Below are 17,305 nucleotides of genomic sequence, written 5' to 3' on the forward strand. Positions count from 1 at the left end.
GACAGCAAAGCACAACCGGGGTTCCCGGGCTTTCCTGACACCAGCCCCTGACTGGTGTTTATAAGCCGCCCCGCTGCCCGCGCAGGCCCTTGTGCGCGCCAGGCAACAAGGCGTTACCCGGCTTACGCGGCCAGCCTGCGCACAAGAAGGGGGCGGTGCAGCAGGCTCAGCCCTGCGTGCCCAGATCCTGGAGCCAGGCCATGGCGGCCTGCAGCTCGTCGGGGCGGATCTCATGCATGCTCGGGTATTCGTGGTAGCTCAGTTGCAGCGGCAGGCGCTGCACGTGGCTGCGAATGGCGTGGGCGCTGGTCAGCGGGATGACGTTGTCGTAGGTGCCGTGGCTGACCCAGAGCGACTTGCCGTCGAAGGCCGCGTCAGGGGCCTGGTGCGGCAAGGCCTCGGGCAGCAGGCGGCTGTGCCAGCACATGGCGGCGCGCAGCAGCGCGGGCTGGGTCAGCAGCAGGCTGAGCGCCATGATGCCGCCCTGGCTGAAGCCGCCCGCCACGGTACGCTGGGCAGGAATGCCCAGCCGCGCGCCGGCCTGCTGCACGGTCTGGGCCACCAGGGCGCGGCTGTGCTCTTCCTGCGATGCGTGGATGTGGCGCGTGCCGTTGGCATCCACCGTGAACTGGAACCAGGCATGGGCACTGGGCCCCATGGAAAACGGGGCACGCAGGCTGAGCACGTGGAACTGCGGCGGCACGAACGATGCGAGGCCGAACAGGTCCTGTTCATTGCTGCCAACGCCATGCATGAGCACCAGCAGCCAGGGCTGCTGCCCCGGTGCGGGTTGTGCGGGGCGCTCCAGCGCCAGCAGGGGCAGGTCGATCATCACGGACTCCTTGGTTTTTAAGCGATTTCCGGGACCGGGGTGGTCCCGGGCAACGCGCCATTGTGGCGCCTCGCCAAGTCCGCGGGGGCAGGAGGTTATGCCGCCTGCGCGTCCTCGAAGGCCATCGCATCCATGGCCAGGATGGAGTACATGACTTCGCGGCTCAGATACCGAGGCCGCGCCGTGGCGCCGGCCGCGCCCAGGGCGAAGTACAGCGGCATGAAGTGCTCTTCGCTGGGATGGGCGCGCCGGGCCGAGGGAGCGCGTGCGCGGTAGTCCAGCAGCGCGGGCAGGTCCTGCGCCTGCAGGCGCGACTCGATCCAGCGGCTGAAATCCTGCACGTAGGGCGAGGAGGCGCTGGAGCCGCCGACGGCATGGTCGTCCTGCAGGCCATCCTGGCTGCGCAGAGCCTGCACGGCGTCGTCCACCCGCACCGTGGCCTCGCCCGTGCCGCCCCGGAATTCGCCCAGGTTGTGCGTCATGCTGCCGGAGCCGACGATGAGCACGCCCTCATCGCGCAGCGCCGCCAGGGCCGCGCCCAGCGCATGGGTTTCGGCCGGCCCGGCCGAGGCGGGAAGGGACAGCTGGACCACGGGCAGGTCGGCATCGGGCAGCAAATGCATCAGCGGCACCCAGGCGCCGTGGTCGAAGGGCCGCTGCGCGTTGGCGCTGGCGGCAATGCCTGCGGCCTGCAGGCGGTCCATGACTTCCTGCGCCAGCTGGGGCGCGCCGGGGGCCGGGTACTGCAGTTCGTAGAGCGCGGGCGGGAAGCCGCCGAAGTCGTGCCAGGTGGAGGGCGTGGCTCCGGTCATGACTTCCACGCCATGCGACATCCAGTGCGGCGACATGACGACCACGCCGCGCAGCGGGCCGTGGGCCTGGCGCAGCGCCCTGCCCCATTGCGCGAGCACGGGGCCTGTTTCACCCGGCTCCAGCGCGAACATGGGCGAGCCATGGGAGACGTAGAGCACGGGCAGCCGAGTGCCGGCCGAAGCGGCTATGGAGGATGCGCCGGAATCGAGGGAAGCGTGAAAATCTTGCATTCCCCTAATGTAGGGACGCAAGCGGGCCGCGCCAAGCCGCCAAAGGCGGCACACATTGTTGCGCTGGCCGGCTCAATCGTCGCGCGGGCGGCCCCGCAGGGCCTTGGTGGCGCTGTGCCGGCTCTTGCTGTCCAGGCGCCGCCGCTGCGATCCCAGCGTGGGCCGGGTGGCGCGGCGAAGAATGGGTTCGGGATAGGCGGCGGCCACCAGCGCGTTGAGCCGCTGCAGCGCGGCGCGCAGGTTCTGCTCCTGCGTGCGGTATTGCTGGGCCTTGATGACGACCACGCCCTCGTTGGTGATGCGGCCGTCGCGCAGGGCCAGCAGGCGCTGCTGCACGGCCTCGGGCAGGCGCGAGGCGCGCACGTCGAAGCGCAGGTGCACGGCGCTGGAGACCTTGTTCACGTTCTGGCCGCCCGCGCCCTGGGCGCGCATGGCGGTCCACTGCACCTCATGCAGCTCGATGGGGCGCATGCGCTCAGGCATCCAGCGCAGCGGTCAATGCCGCCACAAAGGCATCGGGACGCTCATGCATGACCCAGTGGCCCGCGCCGGGCACCAGGGCCAGCCCCCGGAAGTCGCGCGCATGGCGTGCAAAGGCCTGGGCCAGCTCCTGCATCATCGGTCCCGGGTAGAGCGCGTCGTGCTCGCCATAGATGGCCCATACGGGGCCGTCCACGGCCTGCAGGGCGCGGGCCAGCACATCGGTGTGCGAGAGGCGGCGGCGTGGAAGGCGGTCGCGCTCCACATTGAGCACATGCAGGGCCAGCGTGTCCTCGTCGATGAGGCTGGCGTCATGCAGCATCAGCGCCTGCAGGTTGTAGCGGTGGGCCACGGCCTGCGCCTCGGGCGTGGCCAGGTGGCGCCAGCCCTTGAGCCGCACGGCCAGGCCCTTGCCCACGCCCATGCCGGGCGCCCCGGCCAGCACCAGGCGCCGGGCCAGCGTGCCGTCGGCAGCCGCCAGCATGCCGGCCGTCATGCCGCCAAAAGAGAAGCCGACCAGATCGCACAGCGGGGCGGCGGGCGCTCCGCCATCGGCCAGCAGTTGCCGCAGGCCCTGGCGCAGCGGCTCGACCAGGGTGTCGGCATCCTGGCCGCCTGGCACCCCATCGGAATCGCCAAAGCCCGGCAGGTCCGGTATCCACAGCTGGCGGCCCTGGGCCAGCAGAGCGTCCATGCAGCGCAGCCAGTGCGTCCAGCTGCCGCTGCCGCCGTGCAGCATGACCACCGGCAGCACGCCCGCGCGCGCCTCGCCCCAGACATGCCAGACCATGTGGCCGTCTTCGGGCCGCGCGGCAGACAGCGGCGTGGTCAGGCGCCGCGCACGGGCGCGCAGGCGCTCTATGGCGACAGGCGTGTTCACCACTGGGCCACGGCGTCGATGGCCAGGCCGTAGCCGGCCACGCCAAAGCCGCACATCACGGCGCGCGCCGCAGCCGACAGGTAGGAGTGGTGGCGGAAGCTCTCGCGCGCATGCACGTTGCTGATGTGCAGCTCCACCAGCGGCACGCCCGTGCCCTTGACGGCATCCAGCAGGGCCACGCTGGTGTGGGTGTAGGCGGCGGCGTTGAAGATCAGGCCGGCCAGGCGGCCTTCGGCGTGCACGCGGCCGGCCTCGTGGATCCAGTCCACCAGCTCGCCTTCATGGTTGCTCTGGCGGAACTCCAGGGCCAGACCGTAGCGCGCACAGGCGGCTTCGCACAGCGCACGCACATCGGCCAGGGTCTGGGAGCCATAGATGGCGGGTTCACGCAGGCCCAGCAGGTTCAGGTTCGGGCCATTGAGGACATAGACGGTTTTCACGGCGGGGACACTCCAGGTTTCCAACGGGCTGGATTATGCGGGCCATCCCGGGCCCGGCCGCAACGCTGGCACCACGGAAAAAGCCGCCCCGGAGGGCGGCACAAGTCAATCCAGCCCGGTCCGGCTCAACGGCGCCAGTGACCGTGACCGTGACCATGGCCATGGCCATGACCATGGCGGTATCCGCCACGGTAGCCGTATCCATAGCCGGGAACGACCACGACGGGCGGCGCACGGTAGACGGCGCGCGGCGCGTAGTAGACCGGAGGCGGGGGAGCGTAGTAGATGGGCTGGGGCGGCGCCACATAGACGGGGGCCGGCGCCACATAGACGGGCGGGCCATACATGCCCGGCGAATTCAGGCTGATGGACCAGTGCACATCGCCCCGGGCCTGGGCGGCGCCCGAAGCCACCAGGGCGGCCAATGCGAGGCCGGCTGCTGCTGCTCTTGCAACCCACGGGGAAGCTGTCGTTGTCATGGTGTCTCTCCTCGAAGTTGGACAGGCGTGGCAGGCATTGCCGCTGGTGCCGCCTTCCCGCACTTTGGCACAGGGGGACGGCATACGCCCTGCATTCTCAACGCGCGACAGGGGTCTACGGATGGCAGGCTTTTATACAAGTTTGTTTCCAAATGCCTCAACCCTTGCCCGGCGCGGCTGTCCGAAAGCCGTCCGGAGCGGGTCGGCAGGCGCGCGCCTACAATGCTGCGATGAGCTCTGCTGACGCCTCCCCCATCTCCAAAGATCCGGTCAAACCGAGTAACTTTCTGCGCCAAATCATCGAGGCCGACCTGGCCAACGGTACCTACGCCCAGCGCCGCTGGGGTGGAAGCCCCGGTGATGGCGACCACCACAACCAGGGCCAGGTGGACGTGGCGAAGATCCGCACACGCTTCCCGCCCGAGCCCAACGGCTACCTGCACGTGGGCCACGCCAAGGCCATCTGCCTGAACTTCGGCCTGGCGCGCGACTACCAAGGCGCCTGCCACCTGCGCTTCGACGACACCAATCCCGAGAAGGAAGACCAGGAGTACGTGGACAGCATCATCGATGCCGTCCATTGGCTGGGCTTCGGCTGGAAGGAAGCCGACGGTCACGAGAACCTGTACTTCGCCAGCAACTACTTCGACTTCATGTACCGCGCGGCCGAGTACCTGATCGAGCAGGGCCTGGCCTATGTGGACGAGCAAAGCGCCGACGACATGAAGGCCAACCGCGGCGATTTCTCGCGCCCCGGCGTGGACAGCCCGTTCCGCAGCCGCACGGTGGCCGAGAACCTGGCGCGCTTTCGCGAAATGCGCGACGGCAAGCTGCCCGATGGCGCTGCCGTGCTGCGCGCAAAGATCGACATGGCATCGCCCAACATCAATCTGCGCGATCCCGCCATCTACCGCGTGCGCCATGCCGAGCACCACAACACCGGCAACCAGTGGTGCATCTACCCGATGTACACCTTCGCCCATCCCATCGAGGACGCGCTGGAGCACATCACCCACAGCATCTGCACGCTGGAGTTCGAGGACCAGCGCCCGTTCTACGACTGGCTGCTGGACCACCTGCGCGCAGGCGGCCTGATCGCTGCCCCGCAGCCGCGCCAGTACGAGTTCTCGCGCCTGCACCTGACCTATGTGATCACCAGCAAGCGCAAGCTCAAGCACCTGGTGGACAACGGCATCGTCAGCGGCTGGGACGATCCGCGCATGCCCACCATCGTCGGCCTGCGCCGCCGTGGCTACACGCCGCAGAGCATCCAGGCCTTCTGCGAGCGCATCGGCGTGACCAAGGACTACGCCTGGATCGACTACTCCACGCTGGAAGGCTGCCTGCGCGAAGACCTGGAGAACCAGGCCCATCGCGGCATGGTGGCCCTGGACCCGCTGAAGCTGGAGCTGACCAACTGGGCTGAGGTCTTCGGCAGCGCCGAGCACCTGGAAGCCTGCGAGCTGCCCGCCCTGCCCCACGCCGCCGAAGGCCAGCAGGTGCCGGTGCGCCGCTTCACGCTGGGCCGCGAGGTGTGGATCGAGCGCGAGGACTTCGCCGAAGTGCCGCCCAAGGGCTACAAGCGCCTGTTCCCGGGCAACAAGGTTCGCCTGAAGGGCGGCTACGTGATCGAGTGCACCGGCTGCGAGAAGGATGCCGAGGGCAACGTCACCAAGGTGCTGGCCACCGTGGTGCCCGACACCAAGAGCGGCACGCCGGGCGCCGACAGCGTCAAGGTCAAGGCCGCCATCACCTGGGTGGGCGCGGCCGACGGCGTGCAGGCCGAAGTGCGCCTGTACGACCGCCTGTTCACCGACCCGCAGCCCGATGCGGGCGGCAAGGACTTCCTAGCCCTGCTCAACCCGGACAGCCTCAAGGTCGTGACGGCCTACGTGGAGCCGTCGCTAGCCCAGGCACAGCCTGACGACAAGTTCCAGTTCGAGCGCTTCGGCTACTTCGTGGCCGACCGCAAGGACCACGCACCGGGCAAGCCCGTGTTCAACCGCGCAACGGGTCTCAAGGACTCCTGGGGCAAGTAGGCGCACGGCCCGCTGGCGGGCACCTGCACCGCTCCCCCGAAGATGGCCCACCATCCTGCTTTGCAGGGGTGGGCCATCGCACATCGGCGCTTTTGCAGGGACCATGGCCTCAGCACAATTCCAGGCCATGAACCAAGCCTTGCCACAGGCGGCTTCCGCCGCCAAGTTCGACACCTCCCGCGCGGCCGAGTACGAGACGCAAAGCCGCATCGCCCTGGCCGGCTACGACGCCTGCCACGAGCTGGCCGCCTGCCTGCTGGCAGCCAGCCTGGATGCCGGGCCGAAGTCCGTGCTGATTGGCGGCGCCGGTGGCACGGGCCAGGAAATCCTGGCCACGGCGCGGCTCAGGCCGCAGTGGACATTCACGGCCGCCGACCCTTCGGCCCCCATGCTGGACCAGACCATGGACCGCATCGCAGCCGCCGGCCTGTCGGCCCAGGTGCGTGCAGCACCCTGTGCGGTGGAGGACCTGCCCGCCGGCACGGTGTTCGACGCGGCCACGCTGATCGGCGTGCTGCACCACATTCCTGACGATGCGGACAAGCTCAGGCTGCTGCAGGCCCTGTCGGCCAGGCTGGCGCCGGGTGCGCCCTTCATCCTGGCCTGCAATCGCCATCGCTACGACAGCGAGCCGCTGTTCCTGGACGCCTGGGCCATGCGCTGGCGCATGGCAGGCGCGGACGAGGCCGCCGTCCATGCGAAACTCGGCAAGATCCGGCAGGGCGCGGTTCCACCCGCCTCGGAAGAGGCAGTGGAGCAGATGCTGGCCCAGGCCGGCTTCGTTCAGGCCAAGCGCTTTTTCTCCAGCCTGTTCTGGTGTGCGTGGATTGCCGCCAAGGCCTGATCGCCCCGAGCCGATCGTTCTTTCTCCGCCTTCCTTTCTTTGATTTGCCTTTCAGCATGAACTTCTCCGCACGCCTTCAGCAACTGCCCACCGTCACCCACCTCGCCGCGCTGCAGCTGGCCGATGCCCAGGGCCAGGTCGTGGCCACCATCGAGAACAAGCCCGGCCAGACCGGCTCCCTGGCCGTGTACCACGCGCTGGCCGCCCTCTACGGCGGCAGCATCACGCCCGCCGCCGCTGAACTGGGCCTGGAGTGGTATGCCGAGCACACGCAGGACGCCATCGCCTTCCCCGGCAAGCACCCCAACATCGACCGCCTGCTGGCCTGGTCCAAGGGTGCCGAGAGCTACCAGGCCCGCCTGCTTGCGGCTTGATCGCAGCCTGATTCCGCCTGGGTAAACACCGCGTCACAGAAGTTGCGCGGACTGGGGGCATCGGCTGACACGCCGGTGTCAACGCAGCGTGCACTTTGGCGTTCAAATGACATGTGCCTTGCCGCTTCGGCGCGCAAGGCGTTCCTGCCCAGGAGAACGCAATGCTGCAATCCGCCGTGCCCAGAGCACGCACCATGGCCCCCTCAGCTTCCCACGCCGGCGCCCTGCGCCTGAGCGTGCTGGGCCTGGCCGCCGCCCTGGCGCTGAGCGCCTGCAACGAATCCCAGGACAAGCCCCCGCAGGCCGCCAGCGCGCCGCTGCCGCCTGCCACCGAAAGCGCCCAGCCCGTCGCCACGCCCGTGGCCTATGTGCCGCCGTCGGCCGAGACGCTCTACCAGATGGTGGCGCCCATTGCGCTGTACCCCGACAAGCTTGTGGCCCAGGTGCTGGCCGCCTCCACCTATCCCGACCAGGTCGGCGCCGCCGAGGTCTGGCTGGGGCAGAACCCGGGCCTCAAGCCCCAGGAACTGCAGGACGCCGTCAACGGCCAGGACTGGGACCCGTCGGTCAAGTCCCTGGCCCAGTTTCCCAACGTGCTGGCGCAGCTGTCTTCCAACATTCCCTGGACCACGGCCCTGGGCAGGGCCTACTACAACGATCCGGCCGACGTGATGAACGCCATCCAGGTGATGCGCCAGCGCGCCTACAAGGCCGGTACGCTCAAGGACTCCAGCCGGCTCAAGGTGGCCGTGGCCGCGGCCGATGCCCCGCCGCGCGATCCCCAGCCAGCGCCCCAGGACATGGGCGAGCCCCTGTCGTCCATGCTGCCGGTGCCGGTGATCGATGCGCCCTCGCAGTTCATCGAGATCACTCCCGCCCAGCCCGACACCGTCTACGTGCCGCAGTACGACCCGGGCGTGGTCTATGGCGAGCCGGTGCCGATGTACGGCGGATACCGCCCCATCGTGGCGCCGCAACCCGTGTATGTGGGCAGTTCGGCCGCGCCCGTGGTGGCGGGGCTGATCGGCTTCGGCGCAGGCGTGATCCTGGCCGAGTCCGTGGACCGCCGCCCCTGGGGCTGGAACTCCTGGGGCATGCGCTGGGGCGAGCCCGGCTACCGCTGGCACCGCAACGAGCCGCCGCCACCGCCCTCGCGCCGGCCAGCCGTGATCTACAACAACAACACCTATGTGACGCGCTCGACCACGGTGGTGCAGAACATCCGCAACACGCAGATCAACAACGGTGGCAACGTCACCCACATCGCGAACAACCCGCACGTCGAGCCCCGCCCTGCCGGCAACCCGCCCAACCCGCCACAGGGCGGCGATCCGCGCCCGGGCGGCATGGCCGCGGCGGCCCTGGCCGGCGCCGCCGGCATGGCAGGCGCGGCCGCCGCAGCGCATGGCGGCATGCCGCAGCGGCTGGGCCTGAGGCCACCGCAGGGCGGCCCGCCGGCGTCTTCCCAAGGCATGCTGCCGCCCGGCGCCACGCAAGGATCTGCCCGGCATGACGGCGCCGATCGCGGCCGCCCGGGCCTGCGGCCCGATGACCGGCCGCAGGCAGCGTTGCAGCCCAGGATGAACCCGGTGCCGGCCTCGCAGCCGGGCCAGTTCGGCAAGTGGCCGCAGACTCCGCATTCGACCCAGGCTGCAGGGGTGCAGCGCCCGCCAGCCGCCCTGCCCGCTGCCGCCATGCCGGGCGAGCGGGGCCGCGATTCCCGCGTGCCTTCGTGGTCGTCTGCCGCCGCGCAGCAGGGCATGCGGCAGCAGGACCGGCAGGACCGCGACCGTTCCATGGCCGATGCCGCGCGCATGCGCCAGCAGCAGCAACAGCAGATGGAGATGCAGACCGCCCGCCTGCGTGGCGAGGAGCAGTCGCGGCAGCAACAGCAACAGCAACAACGGCAGCAACAACAGGCCCAGCGCCAGGCACAGATGCAGATGCAGGTGCAGGCCAGGGACCAGGCCCGCGAACAGGCGCAGATGCAGGCCCGCCAGCAGCAGTTGCAGCAACAACAGCAACAGCAACAAGCCCGTGCGCAGGAGCAGATGCAGGCCAGAATGCAGGCCCAACAACAGGCGCAGCAGCAAGCGCAACGACAGGCCCAGATGCAGGAGCGTCAGGCGCAGCAGCAACGCATGCAGCTCCAGCAGGCACAGCAGGCCCAGGCGCGCGCCCAGCAGCAGCAGGCCCGCGCGCAGCAGGAGCAGCGCCAACAGCAGCAGCGCATGGCCAACGCATCCCGCCCGCAGGAACGGCGCGGCGGACGTGACGAACGCCGGGACCGCTGAACGGCCCGGCAGAGGTTTGGCTTGGCGCACGCTTGGCGGACAATGGGGCGATCGATAACGGCCCCATGCCGGCGCCAAGCCCGCCGCTTCATCCATGCAGATACCGACGACGAATCCCCGCTCCCGCCGACTGTTCGTGCAATCCCTGTGCGCCTCGGGCGCGGGCCTGATCCTTCCCTCCTGGGCCGCCAAGGCCGCAGCGCCCTCCAGCGAATCCCCCTGGCCCCATGACAGCCGCGTGCCCGGCGGCGTGGCCCGCCTGTCGCTGGGGCCCGCATCCCAGCGGCCCCAGGTACTGGCCGGCGACGTGCCCGTGCTGGTGGTGGGCGACATGATCGAATGGACGGCCGTGGTCGGCATTGCGCTGTCGGCCGCACCTGGCACCCACAGCGTGACCGTGAAGGGCGAAGGCGCAGCGCGCTCCCTGGCCTACGAGGTGCGTGACAAGAAGTACACCGAGCAGCGCCTGAAGGTCTCGCCCAAGACCGTGGACCTGTCGCCCGAGGACGATGCGCGCTACCAGCGTGAGCGCGCCCACCAGCAGACCATCATGGCGCTGTTCACCGAGCCGCCCGCACGCCCCGGCGACCTGCGCATGCGCCAGCCCGTGCCGGGCCGGCGCAGCAGCAGCTTCGGCCTGCGCCGCGTGTTCAACGGCCAGCCGCGCAATCCGCACAGCGGCATGGACATCGCGGCAGCCACCGGCACCAACGTCGTCGCGCCGCTGCCGGGCAAGGTGGTGGACGTGGGCGACTATTTCTTCAACGGCGGCACCGTGTGGCTGGACCACGGCGGCGGCCTGCTGAGCATGTACTGCCACCTGAGCAGCGTGCAGTGCAAGCTGGGCGATCAGTTGGACACGGGAGAGGCCTTCTGCAAGGTCGGCGCCACGGGCCGCGTCACCGGCCCGCACCTGCACTGGGGCGTGATGCTCAACCGCAGCATGGTGGACCCGGCGCTGTTCCTGGCGGCGTGAACGGGGCTGTGGCGCCCGCCGGCGTCAGTGGTCGGCCGAGGGAATCGTGTTCTGCGGCGCCACCGGCGTGGGCACGGCGATGGAGTCGCGGTCCTGCGCCAGGTAGCGCGAGACCAGCTCGAAGAAGCTGTCGTAGAAGCCGCTCTTGGCAATCGTCTCGCTGCCCACCTTGACCATGGAGTCGCTGCCCGAGGAGAACGGCAGCGACACGGACCCCAGCGCACCCACGCCCAGGCTGGCCGAGTTGGCGCTCTTCTTCAGGGTATAGCGGTCCTGCAGCGCCGTGACAAAGCCGATGCTGACCTGGCCGTCGGCGGTCTCCGGCACGCAGACCACGCGGATGTTCATCTGCAGGTTCAGCTCCGGGTCGGGCTGGAAGCTCTTGCTGCCTTCTATGAGTTCGGCCGTGCGCGCCATGGCGATGTAGCCCTGGCTCAGCAGCGCGCGGCGCGCCGCCTCGCAGGTCTGGGCCGGCGAGGCATCGAACATGCGCGAGAAGGTCTCGGTGGAGCCGAAGCTCTCCTGCACCGGCACATGCTGGGGAATCGTCGAGCCGCAGCCCGCCAGCACCATGATGACGGCCAAAGCCCCTGCGCAGCGCATGCCACGCACCCTGTTTGCTGCACTCCAACGTCGATACACGAACCTGCTCCTTGCTCCGGTGCCGCTGCCTGCGGATGGCATGGCGGCTGGCCGCCTATTCTCACCCGAGCGCAATGCAATGGCCGGCAACTTTGCAGCAATCGGTTTTTCCGTCTGCATCAAATAGATGCAAACGAATGTGAATAGCGCCCCGTTCTGACAAGCACCGCCGCGCATCTGCGTTATGGTGCCCCGGTTCGGCCAGGGCCGGTGCGGCTCATGCCGCACCCGGGCTGCCCAAGCCTGCCGCCGCTGCGCCTGTACCTGTACCCATCAACCAAGGAACTCAACATGAAGCCAAGCTGGACCTGGTGCCTGCCCGTGATCGTCACCATGGGGCTCGGCGCCTGCAGCCATATCGACAAGGGCGGCAACGCCGAAGACGGCGCCAAGCCCCAGGTGTCGGCTCCTGCCGGCCCGCCCGGTGACGCCCAATCGCTGACCGCCTACCACTGGAGTCTTCGCCAGGCCTTCACGCCCCAGGGCACCGAAGACCAGAGCTGGTTCCTGACGGCCGCCTCGCGCAAGCGGCCCCTGCAACTGGAGTTCGCCGACCAGCGCCTGGCCGTCAAGAACCTGTGCAACGTGGTAACCACGGGCTACCGCACCGAAGGCAACCGCATCGCCACCCAGCGCGCCGCCAGCACGCTGATGGCCTGCGATGACGACCAGCTGATGGCGCTGGAGCAAAAGGTGGCCCGCATCCTGCCCACGGCCAAGCAATGGTCCGTGCAACTGGGCGAAGGCAAGCAGCCTGCGCGCCTGACGCTCACCTTCATCGACGGCACGCGCTGGCAGCTCGACGGCTCGCCCACGGCCCAGACCCAGTACGGCAGCGCAGGCGAACGCATCTTCCTGGAAGTGGCGCCCCAGCGCACGGCCTGCAACCACCCGCTGATCAAGGACTTCCAGTGCCTGCGCGTACGCGAGATCCGCTACGGCGACAACGGCGTGAAGACCTCCACCGGCGAGTGGGAGAACTTCTACAGCGAGATCGAGGGCTACAAGCACGAGCCCGGCATCCGCAACGTGCTGCGCATCCAGCGCTACAAGCGCCAGAACGTGCCGGCCGACGCATCGGCCTACGCCTATGTGCTGGACATGGTGGTCGAGAGCGAGCGCGTGGGCCGCTGAGCGCGCCTGCTGCCCCACAGCCCTGAAGGCCTGCACTGCGCAGGCCTTTTTTGTGGGCTGCGCCTCACAGCACCGGACTGAGCATCGCCAGCAGGTTGTTCCAGATGCGCCGGCCCCAGGGCCAGGCGTGGACCTGGGCGGCGGTGATGCGGTCGGACTGGCGGATGTAGTCGGCCTGGCGCCGGCGGATGGCCTGGGTCACGGCCTCGTCCTGCAGCAGCACATTGTTCTCGAAGTTCAGGTCGAAGCTGCGCAGGTCAAGGTTGGTGGAGCCCAGCAAAGCCACCTGCCCGTCCACGCACAGGGTCTTGGCATGCAGCAGGCCGGGGCGGAATTCATGGAGCATGACGCCGGCACGCAGCAGGTAGCGGTAGGTGCTGCGGCTGGCCGCGCCCACGATCCACGAATCGTTGCGCGCGGGCAGGATGAGACTGACCTGCACGCCGCGCCAGGCGGCGGCGCACAGGGCCTCGAGCACCGTGGCGTCGGGAATGAAGTAAGGGGTGGAGATCACGACCTCGCGCCGTGCGCTGGCCAGCAGCGTGGACACGAGCTGCGAGGTGGAGCGGGGCCGCTCGGCCGGGCCTTCGGCAATGACGACGGCGGCAAAGCCGTCTGCAGGCCGGTCGGGCAGACCGTTTGCGGACCGGACAGCCAACGGCATGGGAGGAACCTGGGCGACGCTGCGTGCCTGCGCCCAGTCGCTGGCGAACACCTGCTGCATCTGCGCCACCACCGGACCCTGCATGCGCAGCATGACATCGACCCAGGGCGCATAGCGGGCCTTGACGGCAAAGGCTTCATCCGCGCAGTTCTGGCTGCCGCAGTAGGTGATGCGCTGGTCGATCACGGTGATCTTGCGGTGGTTGCGCAGGTCCAGGCGGCTGGTGAACATCACGCGGATCGGATGGCTGGTGGGCAGGGCCACGGCCAGCTGCACGCCCGCCTGGGCCATCTGCTGCCAGAGGTCGGTGCGCAGCAGCGCGCGCGAGCCCAGGCCGTCCACCATGGCGCGGCAGACCACGCCACGCCGTGCCGCGCGCACCAGCGCCTGGGCCACGGCCGTGCCCGTGTGATCAGCCAGCCAGATGTAGTACAGCACGTTGATTTCATGCTGGGCGGCGTCCATGTCGGCCAGCATGCGGGCGCGGGCCTCGGCGCCATCGGCCATGAGCTGCGCGGTGTGGCCCGGCTGTGCGGCAAAGCGGTTGATGGAGGCCGCATAGCCGAAGGCAGCCTGCCACTGCGGGGCGATGCCCGCTATCGGCACGGCGGCGCCGTGGTCCATGGCAGCGCCTGCCGCGAAGTCCTGCACCTTGCGGTACCGGGCCCGGCCGCGGCGGCGCAGCGTGACTTCGCCAAACAGGTAGTACAGCGCGCAACTGACGTAGGGCAGCAGCACGATGACGGTGAGCCAGCCCATGCGAACGTCGGGGCGCACATCGTCACGCAAAAGGATGCGCAGGCCGAAACCCGCGATGAGCAGCAGATGCAATGCGATAAGCAGCCAGGTCATGCGGCCAGCATAGCGGCGGCATTGCGGACCTGTTTCTCAGGCGCGCAATGTTTCACGGGGGCACGGGCCTTGATCTGCGGCGGGCGGCTGCACACCGGTGATGGATCCAGGAACAGAATTCCACGAAAAACCTGAATCATGACGAAAGTACACGCACACATCCCACGGAACTTTTCCGTTGGATGAAGAAAATGACGATGGCGTGACGGTTATGCCCAGCGACTGTGGGCCTGCCTGTGGACAAGCTTCGGGACAACCCGTGTTTGCGGCGCCAGCCTTGGCTTTGCCGGTGGCGCTCAAAAAACAGGCATGTTGCGCCGCCGCCGCAATGTTTCACGCAGCACCGGCAGGGGTCTCAGCGAAAGCGGAAACGGCCTTCGACGAACATGGAGGACCGGTGGCCGCCCTCGCTGGCCGGATCGGCAAAGGACCAGAAGGCCTGCACCGTTCCCTGCGCCGTGTCTATGACCTGGCTGACGGTGAAACCGGTTTTCTCGATCCAGTTGAGGAAGTGCAGGCTGTCGCTGACCTGCAGGTAGCTGAGCCGTTCACAGCCGTCGGACACATGGCCCAGGGAATCGACCACATGCCAGACCATCTGGCCCTGCGGCGTGTACCGCACATCAGCCTTGCTATCGGGGAAATCGATGACCGCTTCGCGCCCGATCAAGGTGCCGGCGTATTGCATGGACAACATGGACATGGTGTGTTGCTCCTCTGATGCGGGGTTCTGGCCTGACCCGTGATGGCATGTTCACGCGCCGCGTCCCCGGTGTTTGTGGGAGCAGGCCGCATGCCTTCGTCGGCAGCATGGCGCAGGCGGTTCGGCCTGCAGGGCGGCGGCATTTCGCAGATACTGCGCGTGCTCTGCCACGGACTTCCGATCTTGCCCTCCTCCCCGCTTCCCCCCACTTCGGCCGACAGCCCCGCTGCCGGCCTGCGCAACAGCGCCTTCGTCCCTTTCGTCATGGCGCGCATGCTGTCCATGTTCGCCCAGCAGATGCAGGCCGTGGTCGTCGCCTGGCAGGTCTACGACCTGACGCGCGACCCCATGTCCCTGGCCTATGTGGGACTGGCCCAGTTCCTGCCCATGCTGGCGCTGCTGATTCCGGCAGGCGACCTCAGCGACCGCATGAGCCGCAAGCGCCTGCTGTCGGGCAGCTGGGCCGTGGCGGCGCTGTGCTCCCTGCTGCTGCTGTGGCTGTCCTGGCACGAGGGCGCTGCCGCGCACGATGTGCACTGGATCTACGCCGTGCTGGTGCTGTTCGGCTGCAGCCGCGCCTTCACGGGGCCGGCCCTGCAAAGCCTGCTGCCGCAAATCGTGCCGCGCGAGCAGCTGGCCCAGGCGCTGGCCACCAACAGCATGCTGATGCGCACGGCCGCCATCGCGGCGCCCGTGCTGGGCGGCCTGCTCTACGCCTGGGGCGGCGCCGTGCTGACCTATGCGGTCTGCGGCGTGTCCCTGGTGCTGGCCGTGCTGCTGCTGGGCACGGTGCCCGTGCGCTATGCCGAAGCCATGGCGCCGGCCGGCGGCTCGCTGTGGCTGCGCTTTGGCGAAGGCATCCACTTCATCCGCACGCGCCCCATCATCCTGGGCACGATTTCGCTGGACCTGTTCGCCGTGCTGCTGGGCGGCGTGGTGGCCCTGCTGCCCGTGTACGCGCACGAGGTGCTCAAGGTCGGGCCCGAAGGCCTGGGCCTGCTGCGCTCGTCCATGACCGTGGGCGAGGTGGCCATGGGCCTGTGGCTGTCGGCCCGCCCCATACAGCGCCATGTGGGCCGCGTGATGTTCGCCGCCGTGGCCATCTTCGGCGTGGCCAATCTGGTGTTTGCGCTGTCGCACTGGTTCTGGCTGTCCATGGCGGCGCTGATGCTCGCGGGTGCGGCCGACATGGTGAGCGTGTACATCCGCTCGGCCCTGGTGCAGTTTTCCACGCCCGACTCCATGCGCGGGCGCGTGAACGCGGTGAACATGCTGTTCATCGGCTCGTCCAACGAACTGGGCGAGTTCCGTGCCGGCACCAGCGCCGCCTGGCTGGGCGCGGTGCCCGCCGCCGTGGTGGGCAGCCTGTGCACGCTGGGCGTGGTCGGCAGCTGGATGACCCTGTTCAAGCCGCTGCGCGACGTGGACCGGCTGGAAGACGCGGCCCGCGTGGGCCAGGGCTAAAGCAGCTCGGCCCGCAGCTGCTGCGCAGTTTTGGGCGACAGCAGGCCGGGCGCCACGTCAAAGACGGTCCTGCAGCCCGTCTGCCCCGATTGCTGCAGCCGGTGCACGGCGCGCGCGTAGGCCACGAGCACGCTGGCCGTGAACTCCGGGTTGCTGTCCAGCTGCAGCCGGTATTCAATGGAATGGCGCAGCCCATCGGAGCTGCTGCCGCTGTGGATGACGAAGCCGCCATGCGGCATGGCCGCATGGTCACGGGCCAGCTCCTGCGCGCTGATGAAGTGCACCGTGGTGTCGTACTCGTCGAAGTAATGCGGCATGCCGGTGATGGCCTGGCGCACGCCGTCGGCATCGGCCCCATGCTCCAGCACCACAAAGCACTCGCGCCGGTGCCGCTCGCGCGCAGACAGTTCGGGCCGCACGCCGCTGCGCACGCGCTGCACGGCCTCGTCCACGGGAATGGTGTACTGCACGCCGCCGGCCACGCCGGGAATGCGGCGGATGGCGTCGGAGTGCCCCTGGCTCAGGCCCTTGCCCCAGAAGGTGTAGGAGGCGCCATCGGGCAGCAGGGCCTCGCCCATGAGGCGCTGCAGGGAGAACATGCCCGGGTCCCAGCCGGCCGAGATCAGCGCCGTGGTGCCCGCCGCGCGGGCCGCCGCGTCGACCAGCTCGAAATGCCCGGGAATGCGCGCATGCGTGTCAAAGCTGTCCACCAGGCTGAAATGTGCAGCCAGCGCGGGGGACTGCTGCGGCAGGTCGTCCTTGGAGCCGCCGCACAGCACCAGCACGTCGATGCCTGCGCGATGGGCCAGCAGGCTGTCCATGCCGTGCACGGGCGTGCCGGGCTGCAGCGGGCGCAGTTGCGCCGGATCACGGCGGGTGTAGATGCCGGCCAGCACCATGTCGGGGTTGCGGGCAATGGCCGCCTCCACGCCACGGCCCAGGTTGCCGTGGCCGACGATGGCGATGCGGATGGGAGCGGTGCTGCGATGGTCCATGCGGTGCGGTGCCTTTGCGATGAGGTTCAAAAACTGCGGCTCGAAAATGAGGCTCATGCGCCAGCGCAGAACCAGGCGCGATCTTGCATCGCCAAGGAGCCGCCAGTCGTGCACTGCCGGGCAGCACTGCGTTGCCCTGCGCGGGGGTACTGAGCGGCGATGTTGGGCAG

Annotated in this window: 18 protein-coding genes; 8 read left to right on the top strand and 10 right to left on the bottom strand. The window is 68.9% G+C overall.

Annotated features, from left to right (window positions below; translation table 11 throughout):
* Positions 1–166: 166 nt before the first annotated feature.
* From ACF8LI_RS25355 to ACF8LI_RS25380, 6 genes are all read right to left on the bottom strand, one after another.
* Positions 167–832, bottom strand: a complete 666-nt coding sequence (locus ACF8LI_RS25355; protein ID WP_016450545.1) for an alpha/beta hydrolase — start codon at positions 830–832, stop codon at positions 167–169.
* A 95-nt stretch (positions 833–927) separates the two neighbouring features.
* Positions 928–1,875, bottom strand: a complete 948-nt coding sequence (locus ACF8LI_RS25360) for a dioxygenase (RefSeq protein WP_392414496.1) — start codon at positions 1,873–1,875, stop codon at positions 928–930.
* A 72-nt stretch (positions 1,876–1,947) separates the two neighbouring features.
* On the bottom strand, positions 1,948–2,358 hold the full coding sequence (arfB, locus tag ACF8LI_RS25365; RefSeq protein WP_016450547.1) for an alternative ribosome rescue aminoacyl-tRNA hydrolase ArfB: 411 nt from the start codon (positions 2,356–2,358) through the stop codon (positions 1,948–1,950).
* Positions 2,351–3,235, bottom strand: coding sequence for an alpha/beta fold hydrolase (locus tag ACF8LI_RS25370; RefSeq protein WP_392414497.1), 885 nt, complete (start codon positions 3,233–3,235; stop codon positions 2,351–2,353). The genes arfB and ACF8LI_RS25370 overlap by 8 nt, the downstream gene beginning before the upstream one ends.
* Positions 3,232–3,675, bottom strand: a complete 444-nt coding sequence (gene aroQ, locus ACF8LI_RS25375; RefSeq protein WP_016450549.1) for a type II 3-dehydroquinate dehydratase — start codon at positions 3,673–3,675, stop codon at positions 3,232–3,234. The genes ACF8LI_RS25370 and aroQ overlap by 4 nt, the downstream gene beginning before the upstream one ends.
* Before the next feature lie 125 nt (positions 3,676–3,800).
* A complete protein-coding gene (locus ACF8LI_RS25380; protein WP_392414498.1) occupies positions 3,801–4,154 on the bottom strand; it encodes a hypothetical protein in 354 nt (117 codons plus the stop codon).
* 230 nt (positions 4,155–4,384) lie between these two features.
* Between ACF8LI_RS25380 and ACF8LI_RS25385 the strand changes: the two genes are divergently transcribed.
* The 5 genes from ACF8LI_RS25385 to ACF8LI_RS25405 all read left to right on the top strand — a co-directional run bounded on the left by ACF8LI_RS25385 (position 4,385) and on the right by ACF8LI_RS25405 (position 10,681).
* Positions 4,385–6,193: a glutamine--tRNA ligase/YqeY domain fusion protein gene (locus tag ACF8LI_RS25385; protein ID WP_047468446.1), complete on the top strand. Its 1,809-nt coding sequence runs from the start codon at positions 4,385–4,387 to the stop codon at positions 6,191–6,193.
* Positions 6,194–6,320: 127 nt separating this feature from the next.
* A complete protein-coding gene (locus ACF8LI_RS25390) occupies positions 6,321–7,037 on the top strand; it encodes a class I SAM-dependent methyltransferase (RefSeq protein ID WP_392414504.1) in 717 nt (238 codons plus the stop codon).
* A 56-nt stretch (positions 7,038–7,093) separates the two neighbouring features.
* On the top strand, positions 7,094–7,411 hold the full coding sequence (locus ACF8LI_RS25395; protein ID WP_016453887.1) for a DUF2322 family protein: 318 nt from the start codon (positions 7,094–7,096) through the stop codon (positions 7,409–7,411).
* 161 nt (positions 7,412–7,572) lie between these two features.
* Positions 7,573–9,705, top strand: a complete 2,133-nt coding sequence (locus tag ACF8LI_RS25400) for a DUF3300 domain-containing protein (RefSeq protein ID WP_203399733.1) — start codon at positions 7,573–7,575, stop codon at positions 9,703–9,705.
* A gap of 94 nt (positions 9,706–9,799) precedes the next feature.
* A complete protein-coding gene (locus tag ACF8LI_RS25405) occupies positions 9,800–10,681 on the top strand; it encodes a peptidoglycan DD-metalloendopeptidase family protein (protein WP_016450475.1) in 882 nt (293 codons plus the stop codon).
* Between the two features lie 24 nt (positions 10,682–10,705).
* On the opposite strand, the gene ACF8LI_RS25410 is transcribed toward ACF8LI_RS25405, so the two are convergent.
* On the bottom strand, positions 10,706–11,284 hold the full coding sequence (locus ACF8LI_RS25410) for a DUF2242 domain-containing protein (protein WP_016450474.1): 579 nt from the start codon (positions 11,282–11,284) through the stop codon (positions 10,706–10,708).
* Between ACF8LI_RS25410 and ACF8LI_RS25415 the strand changes: the two genes are divergently transcribed.
* Both ACF8LI_RS25415 and ACF8LI_RS25420 read left to right on the top strand, forming a co-directional pair.
* Positions 11,283–11,450, top strand: a complete 168-nt coding sequence (locus ACF8LI_RS25415) for a hypothetical protein (RefSeq protein ID WP_392453861.1) — start codon at positions 11,283–11,285, stop codon at positions 11,448–11,450. The two genes, ACF8LI_RS25410 and ACF8LI_RS25415, sit on opposite strands and share 2 nt — an antisense overlap.
* A gap of 164 nt (positions 11,451–11,614) precedes the next feature.
* The gene (locus ACF8LI_RS25420; RefSeq protein WP_016450473.1) at positions 11,615–12,457 is read left to right on the top strand and encodes an META and DUF4377 domain-containing protein; all 843 of its coding nucleotides are present in this window, start codon (positions 11,615–11,617) and stop codon (positions 12,455–12,457) included.
* 64 nt (positions 12,458–12,521) lie between these two features.
* Here the strand turns inward: ACF8LI_RS25420 and cls are convergent, their stop codons facing one another.
* The gene (gene cls, locus ACF8LI_RS25425) at positions 12,522–13,973 is read right to left on the bottom strand and encodes a cardiolipin synthase (protein WP_016453891.1); all 1,452 of its coding nucleotides are present in this window, start codon (positions 13,971–13,973) and stop codon (positions 12,522–12,524) included.
* Positions 13,974–14,328: 355 nt separating this feature from the next.
* Positions 14,329–14,676, bottom strand: coding sequence for a hypothetical protein (locus tag ACF8LI_RS25430; RefSeq protein WP_012204400.1), 348 nt, complete (start codon positions 14,674–14,676; stop codon positions 14,329–14,331).
* 90 nt (positions 14,677–14,766) lie between these two features.
* Between ACF8LI_RS25430 and ACF8LI_RS25435 the strand changes: the two genes are divergently transcribed.
* On the top strand, positions 14,767–16,140 hold the full coding sequence (locus tag ACF8LI_RS25435; RefSeq protein WP_016450471.1) for an MFS transporter: 1,374 nt from the start codon (positions 14,767–14,769) through the stop codon (positions 16,138–16,140).
* Here the strand turns inward: ACF8LI_RS25435 and ACF8LI_RS25440 are convergent.
* Positions 16,137–17,135 (bottom strand): diaminopimelate dehydrogenase, encoded by a 999-nt coding sequence (locus ACF8LI_RS25440; protein WP_392414505.1) that lies wholly within the window; start codon positions 17,133–17,135, stop codon positions 16,137–16,139. The two genes, ACF8LI_RS25435 and ACF8LI_RS25440, sit on opposite strands and share 4 nt — an antisense overlap.
* Between the last annotated feature and the right edge of the window lie 170 nt (positions 17,136–17,305).

This window comes from Delftia sp. WSY_12, from assembly GCF_043104645.1.
Lineage (GTDB): Bacteria > Pseudomonadota > Gammaproteobacteria > Burkholderiales > Burkholderiaceae_C > Comamonas > Comamonas tsuruhatensis.

Bases quoted from the DNA above. Each gene is read 5' to 3' on its own strand.
- ACF8LI_RS25355 (WP_016450545.1), bottom strand. From the start codon at position 832: ATGATCGACCTGCCCCTGCTGGCGCTGGAGCGCCCCGCACAACCCGCA.
- ACF8LI_RS25360 (WP_392414496.1), bottom strand. From the start codon at position 1,875: ATGCAAGATTTTCACGCTTCCCTCGATTCCGGCGCATCCTCCATAGCC.
- arfB (WP_016450547.1), bottom strand. From the start codon at position 2,358: ATGCCTGAGCGCATGCGCCCCATCGAGCTGCATGAGGTGCAGTGGACC.
- ACF8LI_RS25380 (WP_392414498.1), bottom strand. From the start codon at position 4,154: ATGACAACGACAGCTTCCCCGTGGGTTGCAAGAGCAGCAGCAGCCGGC.
- ACF8LI_RS25385 (WP_047468446.1), top strand. From the start codon at position 4,385: ATGAGCTCTGCTGACGCCTCCCCCATCTCCAAAGATCCGGTCAAACCG.
- ACF8LI_RS25390 (WP_392414504.1), top strand. From the start codon at position 6,321: ATGAACCAAGCCTTGCCACAGGCGGCTTCCGCCGCCAAGTTCGACACC.
- ACF8LI_RS25395 (WP_016453887.1), top strand. From the start codon at position 7,094: ATGAACTTCTCCGCACGCCTTCAGCAACTGCCCACCGTCACCCACCTC.
- ACF8LI_RS25400 (WP_203399733.1), top strand. From the start codon at position 7,573: ATGCTGCAATCCGCCGTGCCCAGAGCACGCACCATGGCCCCCTCAGCT.
- ACF8LI_RS25405 (WP_016450475.1), top strand. From the start codon at position 9,800: ATGCAGATACCGACGACGAATCCCCGCTCCCGCCGACTGTTCGTGCAA.
- ACF8LI_RS25415 (WP_392453861.1), top strand. From the start codon at position 11,283: ATGCCACGCACCCTGTTTGCTGCACTCCAACGTCGATACACGAACCTG.
- ACF8LI_RS25410 (WP_016450474.1), bottom strand. From the start codon at position 11,284: ATGCGCTGCGCAGGGGCTTTGGCCGTCATCATGGTGCTGGCGGGCTGC.
- ACF8LI_RS25420 (WP_016450473.1), top strand. From the start codon at position 11,615: ATGAAGCCAAGCTGGACCTGGTGCCTGCCCGTGATCGTCACCATGGGG.
- cls (WP_016453891.1), bottom strand. From the start codon at position 13,973: ATGACCTGGCTGCTTATCGCATTGCATCTGCTGCTCATCGCGGGTTTC.
- ACF8LI_RS25430 (WP_012204400.1), bottom strand. From the start codon at position 14,676: ATGTCCATGTTGTCCATGCAATACGCCGGCACCTTGATCGGGCGCGAA.
- ACF8LI_RS25435 (WP_016450471.1), top strand. From the start codon at position 14,767: ATGCCTTCGTCGGCAGCATGGCGCAGGCGGTTCGGCCTGCAGGGCGGC.
- ACF8LI_RS25440 (WP_392414505.1), bottom strand. From the start codon at position 17,135: ATGGACCATCGCAGCACCGCTCCCATCCGCATCGCCATCGTCGGCCAC.